This is a genomic window from Helicobacter ailurogastricus (assembly GCF_001282945.1).
GTDB classification, from domain to species: Bacteria; Campylobacterota; Campylobacteria; order Campylobacterales; family Helicobacteraceae; genus Helicobacter; species Helicobacter ailurogastricus.
Genome location: NZ_CDMG01000002.1, coordinates 151039 through 166700, shown reverse-complemented (window position 1 = coordinate 166700; position 15662 = coordinate 151039). Strand labels below are relative to the sequence as shown.

Annotated in this window: 17 protein-coding genes and 1 tRNA gene; 11 read left to right on the top strand and 7 right to left on the bottom strand. The window is 45.0% G+C overall.

Annotated features, from left to right (window positions below; all coding sequences use genetic code 11):
• Window positions 1–21: 21 nt before the first annotated feature.
• The 4 genes from HAL07_RS00890 to flgB form a co-directional block, all read right to left on the bottom strand.
• Complete coding sequence (locus HAL07_RS00890; protein WP_053941069.1) at window positions 22–1848, bottom strand: peptidoglycan D,D-transpeptidase FtsI family protein; 1827 nt, start codon at window positions 1846–1848, stop codon at window positions 22–24.
• A 61-nt stretch (window positions 1849–1909) separates the two neighbouring features.
• Complete coding sequence (fliE, locus tag HAL07_RS00885; protein ID WP_082346373.1) at window positions 1910–2212, bottom strand: flagellar hook-basal body complex protein FliE; 303 nt, start codon at window positions 2210–2212, stop codon at window positions 1910–1912.
• 91 nt (window positions 2213–2303) lie between these two features.
• A complete protein-coding gene (gene flgC / locus HAL07_RS00880) occupies window positions 2304–2795 on the bottom strand; it encodes a flagellar basal body rod protein FlgC (RefSeq protein WP_053942095.1) in 492 nt (163 codons plus the stop codon).
• Between the two features lie 9 nt (window positions 2796–2804).
• Window positions 2805–3227, bottom strand: a complete 423-nt coding sequence (gene flgB, locus HAL07_RS00875) for a flagellar basal body rod protein FlgB (protein WP_053941517.1) — start codon at window positions 3225–3227, stop codon at window positions 2805–2807.
• Window positions 3228–3374: 147 nt separating this feature from the next.
• Between flgB and HAL07_RS00870 the strand changes: the two genes are divergently transcribed.
• On the top strand, window positions 3375–4532 hold the full coding sequence (locus tag HAL07_RS00870) for an FtsW/RodA/SpoVE family cell cycle protein (RefSeq protein ID WP_053941518.1): 1158 nt from the start codon (window positions 3375–3377) through the stop codon (window positions 4530–4532).
• On the opposite strand, the gene folE is transcribed toward HAL07_RS00870, so the two are convergent.
• Together folE and HAL07_RS00860 are read right to left on the bottom strand one after the other, a co-directional pair.
• Window positions 4516–5061, bottom strand: a complete 546-nt coding sequence (folE, locus tag HAL07_RS00865; protein WP_053945024.1) for a GTP cyclohydrolase I FolE — start codon at window positions 5059–5061, stop codon at window positions 4516–4518. The genes HAL07_RS00870 and folE overlap by 17 nt on opposite strands.
• On the bottom strand, window positions 5054–6154 hold the full coding sequence (locus HAL07_RS00860; protein ID WP_238374454.1) for a tRNA pseudouridine(13) synthase TruD: 1101 nt from the start codon (window positions 6152–6154) through the stop codon (window positions 5054–5056). Before HAL07_RS00860 ends, folE begins: the two co-directional genes overlap by 8 nt.
• A 71-nt stretch (window positions 6155–6225) precedes the next feature.
• Between HAL07_RS00860 and HAL07_RS00855 the strand changes: the two genes are divergently transcribed.
• The 3 genes from HAL07_RS00855 (at window position 6226) to HAL07_RS00845 (ending at window position 7455) form a co-directional block, all read left to right on the top strand.
• Window positions 6226–6690 carry an HP1233 family protein gene (locus HAL07_RS00855; RefSeq protein ID WP_053941520.1) on the top strand — a complete coding sequence of 155 codons (465 nt, stop codon included), beginning with the start codon at window positions 6226–6228 and terminating at the stop codon, window positions 6688–6690.
• A 42-nt stretch (window positions 6691–6732) separates the two neighbouring features.
• Window positions 6733–6809, top strand: a tRNA-Met gene (locus HAL07_RS00850).
• A 58-nt stretch (window positions 6810–6867) separates the two neighbouring features.
• Window positions 6868–7455, top strand: a complete 588-nt coding sequence (locus tag HAL07_RS00845; RefSeq protein ID WP_053944783.1) for an NAD(P)H-dependent oxidoreductase — start codon at window positions 6868–6870, stop codon at window positions 7453–7455.
• Here HAL07_RS00845 and HAL07_RS00840 read toward each other — a convergent pair.
• Window positions 7452–8075, bottom strand: coding sequence for a metallophosphoesterase (locus HAL07_RS00840; protein WP_053941522.1), 624 nt, complete (start codon window positions 8073–8075; stop codon window positions 7452–7454). The genes HAL07_RS00845 and HAL07_RS00840 overlap by 4 nt on opposite strands.
• 161 nt (window positions 8076–8236) lie before the next feature.
• Between HAL07_RS00840 and HAL07_RS00835 the strand changes: the two genes are divergently transcribed.
• The 7 genes from HAL07_RS00835 to HAL07_RS00800 all read left to right on the top strand — a co-directional run bounded on the left by HAL07_RS00835 (window position 8237) and on the right by HAL07_RS00800 (window position 15657).
• Window positions 8237–8539, top strand: coding sequence for a hypothetical protein (locus HAL07_RS00835; protein ID WP_202903458.1), 303 nt, complete (start codon window positions 8237–8239; stop codon window positions 8537–8539).
• A 591-nt stretch (window positions 8540–9130) separates the two neighbouring features.
• Window positions 9131–9472, top strand: coding sequence for a hypothetical protein (locus HAL07_RS08055; RefSeq protein WP_053944782.1), 342 nt, complete (start codon window positions 9131–9133; stop codon window positions 9470–9472).
• Between the two features lie 597 nt (window positions 9473–10069).
• A complete protein-coding gene (locus HAL07_RS08115) occupies window positions 10070–11953 on the top strand; it encodes a type I restriction-modification system subunit M (RefSeq protein WP_053944780.1) in 1884 nt (627 codons plus the stop codon).
• A gap of 5 nt (window positions 11954–11958) precedes the next feature.
• Window positions 11959–12471 (top strand): hypothetical protein, encoded by a 513-nt coding sequence (locus HAL07_RS00815; protein ID WP_053944779.1) that lies wholly within the window; start codon window positions 11959–11961, stop codon window positions 12469–12471.
• Window positions 12468–13268, top strand: coding sequence for a hypothetical protein (locus HAL07_RS00810; RefSeq protein ID WP_053944778.1), 801 nt, complete (start codon window positions 12468–12470; stop codon window positions 13266–13268). The genes HAL07_RS00815 and HAL07_RS00810 overlap by 4 nt, the downstream gene beginning before the upstream one ends.
• Before the next feature lie 180 nt (window positions 13269–13448).
• The gene (locus tag HAL07_RS00805) at window positions 13449–14876 is read left to right on the top strand and encodes a restriction endonuclease subunit S (RefSeq protein WP_082355771.1); all 1428 of its coding nucleotides are present in this window, start codon (window positions 13449–13451) and stop codon (window positions 14874–14876) included.
• 34 nt (window positions 14877–14910) lie between these two features.
• Complete coding sequence (locus HAL07_RS00800) at window positions 14911–15657, top strand: restriction endonuclease subunit S (RefSeq protein WP_053944777.1); 747 nt, start codon at window positions 14911–14913, stop codon at window positions 15655–15657.
• The last annotated feature ends 5 nt before the right edge of the window (window positions 15658–15662 follow it).

Genomic DNA, 15662 nt, shown 5'->3' with positions numbered 1-15662 from the left:
TGACCCAATAAAAGCCCCTAGCTAGTGCTTTGAAAAGGTGGGGGTGAGGTATTGGTTTTTCACCAACATTTGCACGATTTGCTTAAAAATGGGGGCGGCGGTTTGGGCAGCGTAGTACTCGGTGCTGCCTAAAGACCCAAAGATCACAACCCCGATGACGTAGGTGTTTTCTCTATCTTTAGCAAAACCAAAAAATGAGCTGGTGTAGATTTCAGTGTATTTGCCCTTTTTGGCGGTGCGGGCTGTGCCCGTCTTGCCCCCAATGACAAGCCCGGGCACTTGTGCGCCCTTGCCCGTGCCCTTAGTAACAACTTTAATGAGCAAATTTTGCATCTCTTGCGCGCTCTTTGGGGAGATCACTTGCTTGTTGGGAGGGTATTTTGTGGCATACATTTCCCCATTGGGGTAGTTGATCACCCTTTGGACTAAGTGGGGCGTGGCAAGCCTCCCTCCATCGACAAACACCCCATAGGCCCTTAAGAGTTGCAAAAAAGTGGTGCGCAGCCCATAACCATAAGAAGCCGTGCCCTTATAGACATCGGTGTTTAAGAGGCGCACGCTAGGCAATAGACCCGTTTTTTCATAGGGCAGGTCAATGCCCGACTTTTGGGCAAACCCAAAATCTTTAAGTCCCGTATAGAGTTCTTGACCGCTTAGGCGTTTGGAGAGTTTAATCATCCCAATATTGCTCGAGCGGATCAACACATCTTCAATGGTGGTGTGTTTGGAGGGGATGAAGTCATCCCTAACGGTGTATTTGCCAAGTTTGTAAGTGCCATGCCCTAAGTCAATGAGTTGGCCAGGATCGATGCGTTTTTTATTCACAAGCAAACTATAAACAATGGGTTTAATGGTGCTCCCCGGCTCAAAGGAAAGCTCAATGGCATCGACATTTAGGGCGGAGTAGTCGCTCTTTTGGATATTATTAGGGTTAAAGCGGTTGGTCGTGGCTAGGCTTAAAATTTCGCCGCTTTCAGGGAGATAAATACCCGCAATGATTTGGTGCGCTTTGTAGCGGGTTTTAGCGGCATCTAGGATTTGTTCTAGCTCTCTTTGGATTTTTAAAGGGATACTCAGCACGATGTCCGAGCCATCCACTCTAGGGATGTCTTTAAAAGTCTTGTCCTCAATGAGATTAAAGCCCAAATCCCGTCTGCCCGTCATCTCCCCATCGTTTTTAGGGGTCAAAACGGCGTTTTTGGACTTTTCAATGCCCTTGATGCCATCCACAGAAGTGATTTTCCCCGAATCTACTTTTTGGATATAGCCCACAAGGGGCTCAAAATTGTCTTTATAAATGTAGTTGCGGGCAATCCCGCTCACTTCGATACTGAGGCCGATTTTTGGCATAACCTTTTTGTTTTGATCTTCATACTCTTTAAAGACATTGTAGGCCAAGAATTTGGCGTTGAGTTGTCTTAAACTCGCTGCGATGTTGGCGTTGATGTTGTAAGAGAGTGTAACAAACCCGCTTTGGTTAAACTTCTCGGCGATGACACTTTTGGGAATATTCGTGTAAATGGAAAGCAGGTCAATGAAAAATTCTTTTTTGTTGGGGTCGATGGATAGGGTGTTGAAACTCACTTTAAAGAGTTTTTGGCTGTTGGCGAGGCTAAAGCCGTCCTGGCTATAAATCTGTCCTCTCGTGGCGATGTCGGTCTTGGTAACCACAAGGGCGGGCATTTTGCGGGGCAACAAGGCTTTAAAAAACATGACTACCAAAAACAGCGCAAAACACCCCACCACAACGATAAAAATCATCATCAGGCGCTCTGTGCGCCTAGGGTCGCCATCGGGCTTGCTGGGGTTTTGTGGGTTTTTAAGGGGGTTAGCTAAAGGGTGATCCACGCGCCTCTCTAAAGAGCTATAAAGACATCAAGACAGAACCAGAACACAAGTTTAAGAACCCCTAAATTTGCGTCCTTAACAATTCCTTGTAGGCGCTGATCGCCTTGTTGCGCACCTCTAGCATGAGCTTCATGCTCGTCTCCGCCTTGCCAATAGCGATGGCGGCTTGGTGCAAGTCCTTCACCTGTCCCGTTGCCATGTCGGCTAGAGCTCTGTCCGACTCCATCTGCGTGTTGTTGAGCTCATCGATAGAGTGCTTGAGCATCTGAGAGAACTCCCCCTTCTCCATTAGATTCTCATGCGATTTCGAATCTAAAGGAGTGCTCGTTTTATTTAACCCTATATCAGTGTATAAAGTCTTCATATTGACTCCTTGCATCGTATTCACCTATATCGCCTCTTTTAGATAATCTTTTAGTCTAAAGAAACAATCCTTTCTTTTATATTCTTTTTCTTTAAGCTTGCAACATGCTAATGGCGTTTGCCGCCATGTTTTTAGTGCTTTGGAAAGCCGCAACATTGGCCTGATACGCCCTTGTGGCCTCGATCAAGTCTGCCATTTCTACAACGGGATTGACATTAGGATAAGACACATACCCATTTGCGTCCGCATCGGGGTGGGTGGGGTCGTATTTTAAGAGGGGGGCTTTGTCATCCCTAACGATCTTATCCACATACACACCCATGATGGCAGGGTTGGGTTTTTCGATGTCATCGCTCTCGTCTAGGGGGTCTTCGTAGTCCATTAAATTATTGTCTTGGGCTAATTTTTCGTTTAAAATCTTGTTGAAGTCGAAGGACTTAAACACGGCCTCTTGGCGGCGGTAGGGCCCGCCCTCATCGGTGCGGGTGGTGTTGGCGTTGGCAATGTTGGATGAAATGAGATTTGCGCGCACTCTTTGGGCAGACAATCCATAACCGCTAATGTCAAAACTCGATAAAAACATGCGCACTCCTTAAATGTTTTTCGCCGCTTCAATGGCGTAATTGACAATGCCCCTATGCTTTTTAAGCGCAGTGGTCAGGGCAAGATACATGGTGGAATTTTTTCCCATTTCGGAAGTTTCAATGTCTAAATCCACACTATTGCCATCGTTCTTTGCCAAATGCCCATCTCTAAAAAAGAGAGTGGCCTTCTTGCTCTCATCCAAATTGGGCTCTAAATGCCTAGCGTCTGTAACCGCCAACTCTAAAACCTTGTCTTGTTTATGGTCAAAAACCTCAGCCTTCTTTTCGGCCAACACCGATTCAAAATCCACATCCTTTGGGCGGTAAAAGGGGGTATCTACATTCGCGACATTGCTCGCGATCAAGTCCTGCCTTAGCGAGCGGTAATCCATCGCCTCATACACGAGCGGGTACGCCTTTGACAAATCCATGTTTTGCCCCTTTTTGCACCACACGAGATATACAGACCTAAGCAAGGAACATTCCAAACATCCCAAAACTAGGCCAAAATAAAAAGTGTGGCACCCAAAATATCGCTATAATTATAGCACATTTCTATATGACTTTGGGCGGTTTTTATGGCGTATCGCTATCTCTTTACCCTTGCGAGTTTGTTGATGATTTTTAGCGTGCTCTTGAGCTACTCCCTTTCCACTTACACCACCCTCATCTACCATTACAGTGAATTTCATTTCTTTATCCGCCAATTGGTGGCTGTCATTGTGGGGATTTTGCTGATGTGGGGGCTGTCGTGGCTTGACCCGGACAAATGGTTTAGCAAAATCGGCTTTGCGCTCCTGCTGGGCTCATCCTTTTTAATCATCATCATGAATTTCTTGCCCGAGAGCATGTCTAGCAGTGCGGGGGGAGCAAAAAGGTGGATTCGCTTGCCTTTTTTCTCCTTAGCCCCCACAGAGTTTTTTAAAGTCGGCTTTGTCTTTTTTCTGTCGTGGAGCTTGTCGAGGACTTTTTTTGATAAAGAAAAATCGGGGGTGCGTGAAGAGCTGGGCATCCTTATCCCCTACTTGGTCGTGTTTTTAGTGGTGGCGTTTTTAATCGGGGTCTTGCAAAACGACTTAGGGCAGGTGATTTTGTTAGCGATTGTTCTAAGCTTTTTACTCATCTTTTCAGGCGGGAGCTTTAAACTTTTTCGCATCTTCTTAGGAATCGCGATTTTAATCGGGGTGGTGGCGATCAGCACCAGCGCCCACCGCATTTTACGCATGAAACTTTGGTGGGCGAATTTACAAAGCTCGATTCTCTCCATTTTGCCCTCCAAACTTGCCAGTAGTCTAAAAATCGAGCATTTGCCCGAGCCCTACCAAATTTACCACGCTGGCAATGCCATTAAACACGGCGGGATATTCGGGCAAGGCTTGGGCGATGGCCTCGTTAAGCTTGGCTTTTTAAGCGAAGTGCATACAGATATGGTCTTGGCAGGGCTGGCTGAAGAATTGGGCTTTGTGGCGGTGGCGGTGTGTGTGGGGGTCATCTTAATCATCTTGCACGCCCTGTTTAAAATCACCAACCGCTTAGACAACCCCAAGCACATGCTCTTTTGTTTAGGCGTGGCCTTACTCATCGCCTTTTCTTTCATCATCAACGCCTTTGGTGTGAGCGGGATCATTCCCATTAAGGGCATCGCCGTGCCCTTCTTAAGCTATGGGGGCAGCTCACTTTTGGCTAACTCGGTGGCTTTAGGCTTGGTTCTTAGTCTATCTAAACAGGCACGTTAAGGCTTTGCAAAAACTCTGCATAGACGCTGGGCTCTTCAAACACGCCTAGCCGACAGCTGGTTTTTAACACGCTCTCTTGTTTTTGCACGCCCTGCATGGCGATGCATAAATGCTTTGCCACGCAAAGCACCCCCACGCCTTTAGGCTCCAAACACTCTTGCAAGCCCTTGGCAATTTGTGCGCCCAACCTCTCTTGGATTTGCAGCCGCCTAGAAAAACACTCCACAAGACGCACAATCGCCCCCAGCCCCACAATTTTAGAATCGGGCAAATACCCCACACTGATGCGCCCAAAGAAGGGCAATAAATGGTGTTCACACACACTATAAAATTCGATATTTTGCAACACCACAAGGCCTCTGGTAGGCGCAAGCACCGTTGAGTTTAAAATCTCTCTAGGGTCGTCCTTGTAGCCGGCCATTAAATCCGCCCATAAGGCTTTAACCCGCTTTGGTGTATTGATGAGCCCTTCGCGCTTGGGGTCTTCGCCCACGCTTAAAAACAACTCCTCTAGGCAATCTTTAAACATCTTTGCTAAACAACTCTTGGTGGGCAATCTCTTCTAAAAAGATCGTGGCGTAAGCCCCCTTGGGTAGGAAAAACTTGAGTTGCCCCTGTGCTTCTTGGGACAAATACAAAAAATCCACTTCACCAGGATAGACCAGCGCAAAACGCCGATCCCCATAAGAGTCGATCTCTTGCTTAAAAGGCTCTTCAAACTCCCTAGCCAAATCTTTGGCCTCTAGGACTTTAAGGCCTGGCAATAACCCCGTAGGCACAAGGCTTTTTACCCTAAACCTATCTAAATTGGTGTCTAAATCTTGGGCGGTGTGGTAAAAATACTTGCCAAAGGGGTAATGGCAAAGCACATCGCCTTCTAAGAGTTTAAAATCTTGGGGCTGGGCTTTGAGGGCTTTGGCTTGCTCTAGGCTGATTTGAGGATATTCTCTCACAATCTCAAGGGGGCTAAAGTTGTTGACAAAGGCGTTTAAACGCGCCCTACCACTTAACCACTGATTGAAACAAAAACTTTGCTGGCTGGAAAGTAAAAATTTGTCTAACTTTTTCTTGCCCGTGTGGGCTTGTTTAAAATTATCCCCTTTACGCCCAAAACGCTGGGCCCCGAAATAATTCAAAAACCCTTTTTCTTGCAAAATCTCCAAGACCTCGGCGATTTTTTGGGCGTTTAATGGAGTGAGTTTCTTTAGGCGCATATTAAAGTGGTTGCCCTTTAAATGCCCTAGGCGGATTTTATGCGTGTGGGCAGTGGTGTCTAGGATTTTTACGCCCTGCTCGTAGAGGGTTGGGGCGTGCTGGGATAGGGCTTTCTCATGGGCTTTAGGCATGGAGATATATTGAAAGGTGAGGGCGTTTTTATCCTTAAGCCCCGCGTAACCAAAGGCAGACATTTTACAGCCCAGCACCTGAGAGAGCAGGCTTAACATCTCCCATGTGGTCTTGTCTTTTTTGCGGACATGGGCGATTAAATGCTCACCGCTTTGGCTAAAGGCATAAAGCGGTTCTTCTTGTACCACAAAATCACGGGAGCACTTTTTAAAGTAAAACTCAATGGGCGCATGGCTTGCGCTGAAAAAACGGGGGAGCAGGTCTTCATTTTGCATAGGGGCATTATACACCATAATTTGGAGCATTTTTTGCTTGTAGGGTTGAAATTGATTGAAAGGGTCTTGTCATGGAAGTTAAAGACATCAAAAACAATCCATCCTTATACGCGTTGCTAAACTCCACCACTCTAGGACACGCTAACGCCTCCCAAGCCCCCGCCCCCACCCAAAGCAAACCTGAAGCGGTGGTAGAAATTTCCAAGAGCCAAACCGAGCCTAACGGGCTTAAGAGGGAAACTTACGGCTTTTTGGTCTTGGAGCTGATGAGCGACAACGAATACGATGCCTTTTTGCGCGCCACGGCGGGCATGAATGAAAATGAAAAACGCCTCGCCGCGCAATCGCTTTATAGCCTCACAAGCTTTTATGGCGGGCAAATCCAAGAGGACAAACAGGCGCAGGAAAAGATCGATGGCCTCAAGGCCTTACAAGAGATGCAAGCCAAAAGAGCCTTTGGGATCAACAACGACTTTGTGCAACGCTACAAAAACGCCTACAACCAAATTTACCAAACAATGGACTTGCACCTATAAGAAAGTTTTAAGCAAAAGCTTTTTAGAATGGGCGTTTTTCGTGTCAAGGTAGCTCAGCCGGTTAGAGCGCTGGTCTCATAAGCCGGAGGTCGGGGGTTCAAGTCCCCCCTTTGACACCATCTCTTCTTTGACTTTTTGTACACATCTTTCTCATAACACCAAATGTTGGAGATTCCTATGGCACACATTTTACTGCTCAATGGGGCAAAAAGCTTCGGGCATTCAAAAGGGCGTTTAAACACCACTTTACACGCCCACGCCGCGCAAACTTTGCAGGCTTTAAACCACAGCGTAGCAGAAACACAAATCGAGCAAGGCTACAACATAGAAGAGGAAATTGAGAAAATTTTAAAAGCCGATGCCTTGATTTGGCAAATGCCCGGGTGGTGGATGGGTGAGCCTTGGATTGTGAAAAAATACATGGATGAGGTCTTCACCACAGGGCATGGACAGCTGTACAAAAACGATGGGCGCAGCCACGCCGCCCCCACCAAAAATTACGGCAAGGGTGGGCTATTGCATGGCAAAAAATACATGTTCTCACTCACTTGGAACGCCCCCATCGAGGCTTTTACTGAGAAAGAGGAATTTTTTGGAGGCGTGGGTGTGGATGGCGTGTATTTGCACCTACACAAGGCCAACCAGTTTTTAGGCATGCAAGCCCTGCCGACTTTTATTTGCAACGATGTCATCAAAAACCCTCGAATCTCCCAATATCTACAGGATTACACCGCCCATTTACAAAAGGTTTTTCTAGGGGTTTAAACTTCAACGCCTGCGCTTTCTCTAGCCATGATGGCTAGATCATTGCTTAAAAAATCCTCAATGCAAAAAATGGGTTGTTGGTTTTTGTAGCAAAAATCGATACAGACATTAAAGGCACTTGGGTTTGAGGGCTGCGGGGTTCTAGTGTGCGTGTGGCCGTGCAGCCAAAAGGTTTTTAAGGCGGGGGCTTTTGCCTCCCTTTGCACCCACTCTTTTAAAATGCCCTCAGCCACGAGCTGGTTATATTCTTTAGAGTCGGGTGGGTAGTGGCACAGAATGAAGCGGTAAAGCCCACCCTGATGGATGTCTAAGATGTAAAAGAGTTCGTCCAGCACTTGAAAACCGCAATTAGTGTAAGCCTTGTTTGGCAAAAGGTCATGATTGCCCCTAATTAAAATCTTTTGTCCCTTTAGGTTGGAAAGAATCGCGTTTAGCTCTTTAGAAGTCTTGCGCGCTAGGGTAAGATCGCCTAAAAACCACACCATGTCCTCTTGTGTGACACAACCAAGCATATCCACCCAAGTTTGGTTTAGCTCTTCAACCGACTCAAAAGGCAAAGCGGAATACTTGATGATATTTTTATGGAAAAAGTGAAAATCTGACACGGCGTAATTTTTCATTTTTGCCTCTTTTGTAGAGTTTCTAGAAGTTTAGCACAGGTCAAGCAAAAACAGGGCATTTGCAGGCGCACTGATTAAAATAACCTTAGACAAAATAAAACCTCACGCTATTATTTAAGCATTATTTAGATGCCTTTAAAACTATCTCAATGGAGGTCAGTATGGCTAACAAAAACAATGACAGTGCGGCTACTAGCTTAACGGGCGCGTCCGCTGGAGCTGCTGGAGTTGTGGGGGCTGCTTATGCCGCCGGAGTTACTGGTTTAGGCGCAACGGGAATCACCAGCAGTTTAACGGCGGTGGGGTCTGTTGTGGGCGGTGGTATGGCTGCTGGTTTAGGCGTTGTGGCTGCTGCTCCTGCAATCGGTGCTGCTGTGGGCTATGGCATTTATAAAGCCTACATAAGCGGTGATGAAGAAAAAAGGTTTCAGCCTTTTTTGGGTGAGCTGGATCGCCACTGCTGAGTTTGAGCAACAGCCTAAGGACAGAATGCCACTAGGCTGGAGCAAAAATGGTTTTTGGGATATAAATTGGGGATTAAGCGTTATTCTTCAAAAAACACGCTAAGATCCCTCCAAATTTAGCATAAAAGCTTAAAAGAAAAAATTATATAAAATGGATGAAGATGCCCTCCTGCATAAGCAGATGAAAGCTTTAAGGGGTGGTCTAGACATTACGATAGCTTTAGAGCTCCAAAACGACAATCCGTCTCTGCGTGCTAACCTTTAATACGGAGCGAGTAAAAATCCTCAAAGAGATAGCCCAAATAGTTTTGTCTAGCGAGTGGGACAGCGACAACGCGAGCGGACTAAACACTTCATAGGACTTATTGCTTACTCAGAAGATAAGCTAAACAGCACCACCCGCCCCGCTTTAAGAGAGAGCTTGGAGAAAGGTATTAAGACTACATTGAGAACATACAAATCGTCCTAACCACACGGACAGAGAAATGAACAGAGGGTGTAAAAAGAGAAAATGCACTATTCTATAACCCCTCAACCATACAAATAACCCCCACACCGCCTACAAAAGTTGCCCAAATTGCCCCAACTGAAGTGGATAACCCCAAAAACGCCCCACAAACCTCACTACCAGCGCACATTCCCCAAGAAGTGGCCAAAGAAACTTTACAACAAGAGCCACAACTAGGCTTAGTGGCTAAAACCCCAAAAGCACCCAACAAAACAGAAAATCTAACAGGGGAGGACATAGAATACACCCCCGTTTTAGCCAAAAATACAAGAATAGCTAATCCTAAGCAAGTTGTGATGCATAACAACATCTACAAAGTTAATCTAGGCATGCTAGGTGAATTGGAAAACAATCTATTCTTTAGCCTTTTTAATCGCCTAAAAGACAAAAAAGACACGGTGATCCGTTTTGCCCCCAAGAGTTAAAGGCTTTAGCAGGCAATCCGCACATGGATAACGCAAGACTTTATAAGGTAACCCTTGACCTTTTTAACAATATGGCAGGGGCTAATTTTGATTAAATCAAATATTTGTCCAATGACAAACATCGACTTTGCTTTAGGCACTCGTGAGTCTTTAGACTATATAATTAATTGTCCGATCAATCTAGGTATCAACCCTTTACATGCCCACACTTTTAAAGGGTCGGCGCTAGATAGCACGCAAACCACTCCAAACCAAAGCTTTGAGCCTATGTGAAAAAGTGTTTGAAAGCATTAGTGAAAAATTTAGCGGACGCTCCAAATAGAGTTACTTATAGAGTTATTACACCACATTCACTCAAGCATATAAAGTAAAAAGGTATGCGAAAAGTTTAAAGAGAGTCGCAAAAGCCGCCTTCTAAACTCGCTACAAAATACCAAAAAAGCTAGTAAAGCAATGATCAAAACCATGCTAAAATGTGCCCTCTATAAAAGCCATAAAATCAAGAGTAAGGCAATTTACTCTGTGTTGTAGAGCCGAGGAGTTTCCAATGCACCATATTCCCATTCCTTTAGTTAATGCCCCACAAATAGGCACTCCATGCGCATAGACCAAATCTTAAACACTTCTAACTTGAAGTGCTTTTCTAGTCAAGAGATCAAAGCCCTAGAGGATCGTATGATTTCTAAGACGGACAAAAAAGGCAACCCCACGCACAAGGTGCGTTGTCTAGTCCGCCAGCAAGAGATCGCGCTCAAACCAGAGGAGGCGATCCGCCAGCTTTTCATTAATTGGTTGGTGCAAGGATATGGCTACTCAATAGAGCGCATCAGAGTAGAATACCCGGTCAATTTTGGGCGATCGGCTAATAACCGCGCCGATGTGGTGGTGCTGGATGAAACCATGCAGAGCGTGTATATTGTGGTCGAACTCAAAAGCCCCCAATTTCAAGAGGGCATCGCCCAACTTAAAAGCTATGCCCACGCCACAGGCGCACCCTTGCTGGCATGGTGCAATGGCAACGATTTAATGGTTTGGCAACGCAAAGACCCAAACACCTTTACCGAATTGTGGCATCTGCCAAGAGCCGATCAAAGCATCCAAGATGTATCTAGCGAGAGTTTTACCTATATGGACTTGCAAAAACAAGACATCTTACAAAGCGATCGGGTGAGCTTGAAAGACAAAATTCTCTTGATTGAAGATGATGTTTTAGCCAATAGCGGAGAAAACGCCTTTGAAGAGGTGTTTAAGCTCATTTTTACCAAGCTTTATGATGAATTGCAAGCCTACCGCTACGATAAGGACAAGATCAAAAGATACCACGAACTAGAGGCACAGGGGGCAAGTAAAGAGCAACTTTTAAAGCTATATGAGAACATGCGTCCCTTAGAGTTTGCCCTAAGAAATGAGACCAACGAGAGTCTCAGCAAACGGCTACAAGAACTTTTTACACAGGCTAAAGACCACGAAAAATGGCAGGGGATTTTCCCCGAAGAAAGCAGGATTGCTTTAACTCCTGATCATTTGGCGATCTGTGTGGGGAGTTTGCAAAAATGCAAGTTTTTTAACTCCAATTTAGAAGTGATTGACGATGCCTTTGAATACCTTGCCAACAAGGACTCTAAGGGCGAAAAAGGGCAATTTTTCACCCCCCGCTATGTGATTGATATGTGCGTGAGAATGCTCAATCCTAAACCCCATGAGAGCATGATCGATCCAGCTAGTGGGAGCTGTGGCTTTCCCATCCACACCTGCTTTTATGTGTGGCGGCAGATTTACAAGGCGGAGGGCTTGCCTGAAAATGAAATGCTCACCGCAGAAGAAAAACACGCTAAGGCGATTGACTATGTCAAGGACCATGTGTTTGCAATTGACTTTGACCCCCGCACCACTAGAATTTCTAAAATGCTTAATCTCATTGCCGGGGATGGGCATAGCAATGTCTTTAAACTCAATTCTTTAGATTTTTCTAAGTGGCATGCCCAAAAGGAGATCGATCCATCCACCAAGACCTTCAATAAGAATTTTGACAACCTTGTAAAAAAGTTACCCCAACAAGAACGCAAGAAGGACGACCATAAGCGCAGTTATAAAGAATTTGCCTTTGATATTGTGATGGCTAACCCGCCCTTTGCGGGCAATATCAAAGAAAACGAGATTTTAAAACACTACACTTTGCGCCAAAGCGTGCATTTAGAAAAAACCAAAGAACCCACAGAGGGGCTTAGGGTGTTGCCAGAAAATGCGGATTATATGCAGATGTTGGATAACCCCACACATCTAGTCCCCACCAAAGAGGGTTACAAGAAAATTAGAATCAAAGAACAGCCCACAGTAACGCGCGATGTCCTCTTCATTGAGCGCAATTTAAATTTGCTCAAACCCGGAGGGCGCATGGCAATTGTGTTGCCTCAAGGGCGCTTCAACAACGCCAGCGACCAGCATATCCGCGAATTCATCGCCCACCACGGGCGCATTTAGCCGTAGTGGGCTTGCACCCTAATGTCTTTAAGCCCCACACGGGCACAAAAACCAGCGTGTTATTCGTGCAAAAATGGGATGAGCTCTTATGCCCCTACCAAGAGGATTACAATATCTTCTTTGCCACCATGCAAGAGCCCAGCAAGGACAACTCCGGGGATAAAATCTATGTCAAACAAGAGATTGTTAAATTAGAGCGCACCACAGCAGGGCAACCCAGCATAGAAGAATTAAACCTAGAGGACTTTTACACCACCTACCCCAACCTAGAGGCGGCTAACTTTATAGAATTTGAAGGGCGCAAAATCAGCGCGCAAGAATATAAAAAACTTAACCCCACACAACAAAAACAAGCCACAATCCAAACCGCCACAAAGCAAACCCGCCCCCTTTTAGACAAACATGGGCATTTGATTGTCAAGCACGACTTGTTTAACCACGAGGGATTAACCCAAGATGGCATCGCCGAGGCGTTCATTGAGTTTGCCAAGAGCGAGAGTTTGAGTTTTTGGCAATGAGGGAGGACACCCAAGAAAAGCTTTTTTCAACCCCGCGTTTAAGAGGCTATGCCAGTCTAGCCGAGCATGAAGCTAATTTTGCGCTCATAGGGTGCATAAGCCACAAGATCGGCATTTTAGAAGTGGTGATTCGCAACCAAATAGACTCCGTGCTCTTAGAGAAAGTGGGGGATTGGTGGCAACACCTGCCCCCAAGCATTAAAATTAGTGGTGAGCGGACAAATTCTATACAATTAGAGATTCATCCTAGCATTAAAATTATCCTTAAAACAACGGGTGATATAAGCCATATAACCCCAATAACTCTTGTTTCTAAACAAAGCATGGGCTTTTGGCTTAAAGTAGTGGAGTATTTTAGAATTTATGACCAAATTTTTAATCCAAGTTTTTTAGATAACCTAGACTTTAAAAAGTATTACCTTAAGAATAAAAACCGCTTTGGCACTAAAACCCATTTGGCACACCGCAAAAATGCCCATCTCAAACGCCATGAAAAAGCCGACTTGCTTTTGCAACTCTTACGCAAGCTAAGAAACCGGGCTTTTCATTTTGAAAACCTTTACAAATGCAACCCTAAAGGTTATCCTAGACTCAACGCCAACATTGCAGACAATAAACATGAGAGCCACCACAAAAACCAAGAACAACAAGAAAAACCCCAAGCAGAGCCACAAGACCTGTATGTCGGCCTACACCCTGATAAGATCGTGTTATTTTTAGATGACTTACTGGGAAGTTTTGCACCTGAACTCGTGGATTATGCGGGTGGTGAAAGCGGTGGAAAAGAATCCACCTAGAAATGAACTTAATTTTGGCACAGACATCTTTAAAATGCCAAGTCCAAACGCAAAAAAGAAAGAAATACTAAAAATTACTGAGAAAGTGGCGGAAAAGGCCCGCCTATAAATGACGCATACTTTAACATCTTTATGCTAAAATGTCAAGTTTTTATGCCGTTAAACCTTAAGGACACTTGAATGCCAAACTCCCTAGCCCAAAACTACCCCCATTTAGAGATCAGCGTTTTAAAATTAAGCGAAGTTTTACACGACAACCCCACCAAGCGCATGGACGCGGAGTATTTTAAAAGAGAGTGGGTAGGGATTAAGAACAAGCTACTTTCTGTGCCAAACGAATACTTGCGTAATCTTGTTTCATTTAATGCCCGCTATTCACAACCCACATACGACCAAAATAGTCAGCTAAAAATTATCAATAGCCAGCATGTTAGAAACGAATATATCAACCATGAAAACGCAAGAACAGGTTATGGTGCAGTCGTGCCAAGAGAGGCTATACTCATAAACTCAACAGGCGTAGGCACTCTAGGTAGGGTTTTTATCAATCTCTTAGATTTTGACTTTAGCGTTGATAACCATATCAACATTTTAGTTGTCAAAGATTATAAAAAATTATTGCCGGGCTTTTTAATGGTGTTTCTGCAAACAAAATTCGGGCAAGCTCAAATCAATCGTTATTACAGCGGTACTTCAGGGCAAATTGAAATTTACCCAAGAAATTTTAACAACTTTCTAATCCCCCTTCTCCCCCTAGACTTTCAAGAACACATCGCCCAGCTAGTTAAAAACGCCCACGCCTGCTTAGAACAGAGCAAAGCCCTTTATAAAGAGGCACAAGGCTTGCTAGAGCAAGAGCTAGGCACACCCCCCAAAGCCCCTCTTAAAGAACACCAAATCAAGAGCTTGAAAGAAAGCTTTTTAAGCACGGGTAGGCTTGATGCCGAGTTTTACCAAAGCAAATATGAACACCTAGAAACTTGCTTAAGAGAGTATGTAAATGGTGTTGTCCCCCTTAAGGATTTAGTGCATGAGTATTCTAGTGGTTTTGCCTTTAAAAGTGTGGATTACTTAGAACAACAGCAACCCAACGCCCTGATGCTGATTCGAATCAACAATATCAAAAGAAATACCCTAGATACTCAAAATGTGATTTACTTACCCGCTCAAGCTAAAGAATTAAGCCCAAAAGATAAATTACGAAAAGGGGACTTACTCATATCGATGTCAGGCAGTATCGGCTTGGCTTGTGTGGTGCATACAGAAATCGAAGCCATGCTTAACCAAAGGATTTTAAAAATTAGAGTTAAAAATTTTATCCCTGAAGTTTTAGCCCTTTACCTCAATTCTGTGATGGGGAGATTGCAATTTGAACGCATAGGTACAGGAGGCGTGCAAACTAATTTATCCTATGCAGATATGCAAAATATTTTTGTTCCCAAAATCCCCCTAAATATCCAAGAGCAAATCGCTGCGCTTTTGCAAGAGAGCCTTAAGCACCGCGAGCAAGCAAAAGTGTTATTAACCCAAGCCAAAGCTGGGGCTGAACACGCCCTAACTGGGGGGGAGGGGGGTAACCTCCAAACAACTCCAAAGGGAGGTCTTTAAAGAAATCAAAGCCCATCTAAAGCGTGCCCGCCATTTGGCGCGTTTAGCCCAGTGGCTTTTGCTAGAAACTTTGCTTTTAAACCAAAGAAACCACAGTATCAAGACCTTAAAACAAAGTCTAGGCAGTAGCGGGCGTTTGGACGCGGAGTTTTACCAAGAAAAGTATGAGAGGGCAGAGGCGCAACTCAAAAAACACGGCTTTGTGCTCCTAGAGGATATTTGTAGCCACATTAACTATGGCTCTGTCCCCACAAGTCCCTATTGTGGGCGCGATGAGGGCATTCCCTACATTAAGGGCTTAAATCTCAAAAACTTAAGCATTAGCGGGCGTTTAGATTGCATTAAGGACACCCAAAAACTCGCCTCTAAATTTTTCACACAGAAAAACGACATTATTATTTCCCAAATGGGCACGGTGGGCGATGTGGGCGTTGTTTCTCAAGAACAAGAGGGCTATATCTTTGCTTCTTTCACGATTCGCGTCCGCCTAAAAGACCCCCATTTCAACCCATTCTATATCGCCCTTTATATCCAAGACATTGCCAAAAATTGGTATTTGCAACGCCACATTGCCCAAGCCAGCGTGCGCCAGAATACAGACTTACCCACCATTAGAAAACTTTATATCCCCAAAATCCCCACCCCCATTCAAGAGAACATCGCTAAACACCTTCAAAATAGCTTCACTTTGCGCGCCCAAGCCAAAGAAGCCCTAGAGCGGGCTAAAATGCAGCTTGAGCATGCCCTCAATCTGGGGGGGGGGGGGGAAACCTTTGTTTAAACCCA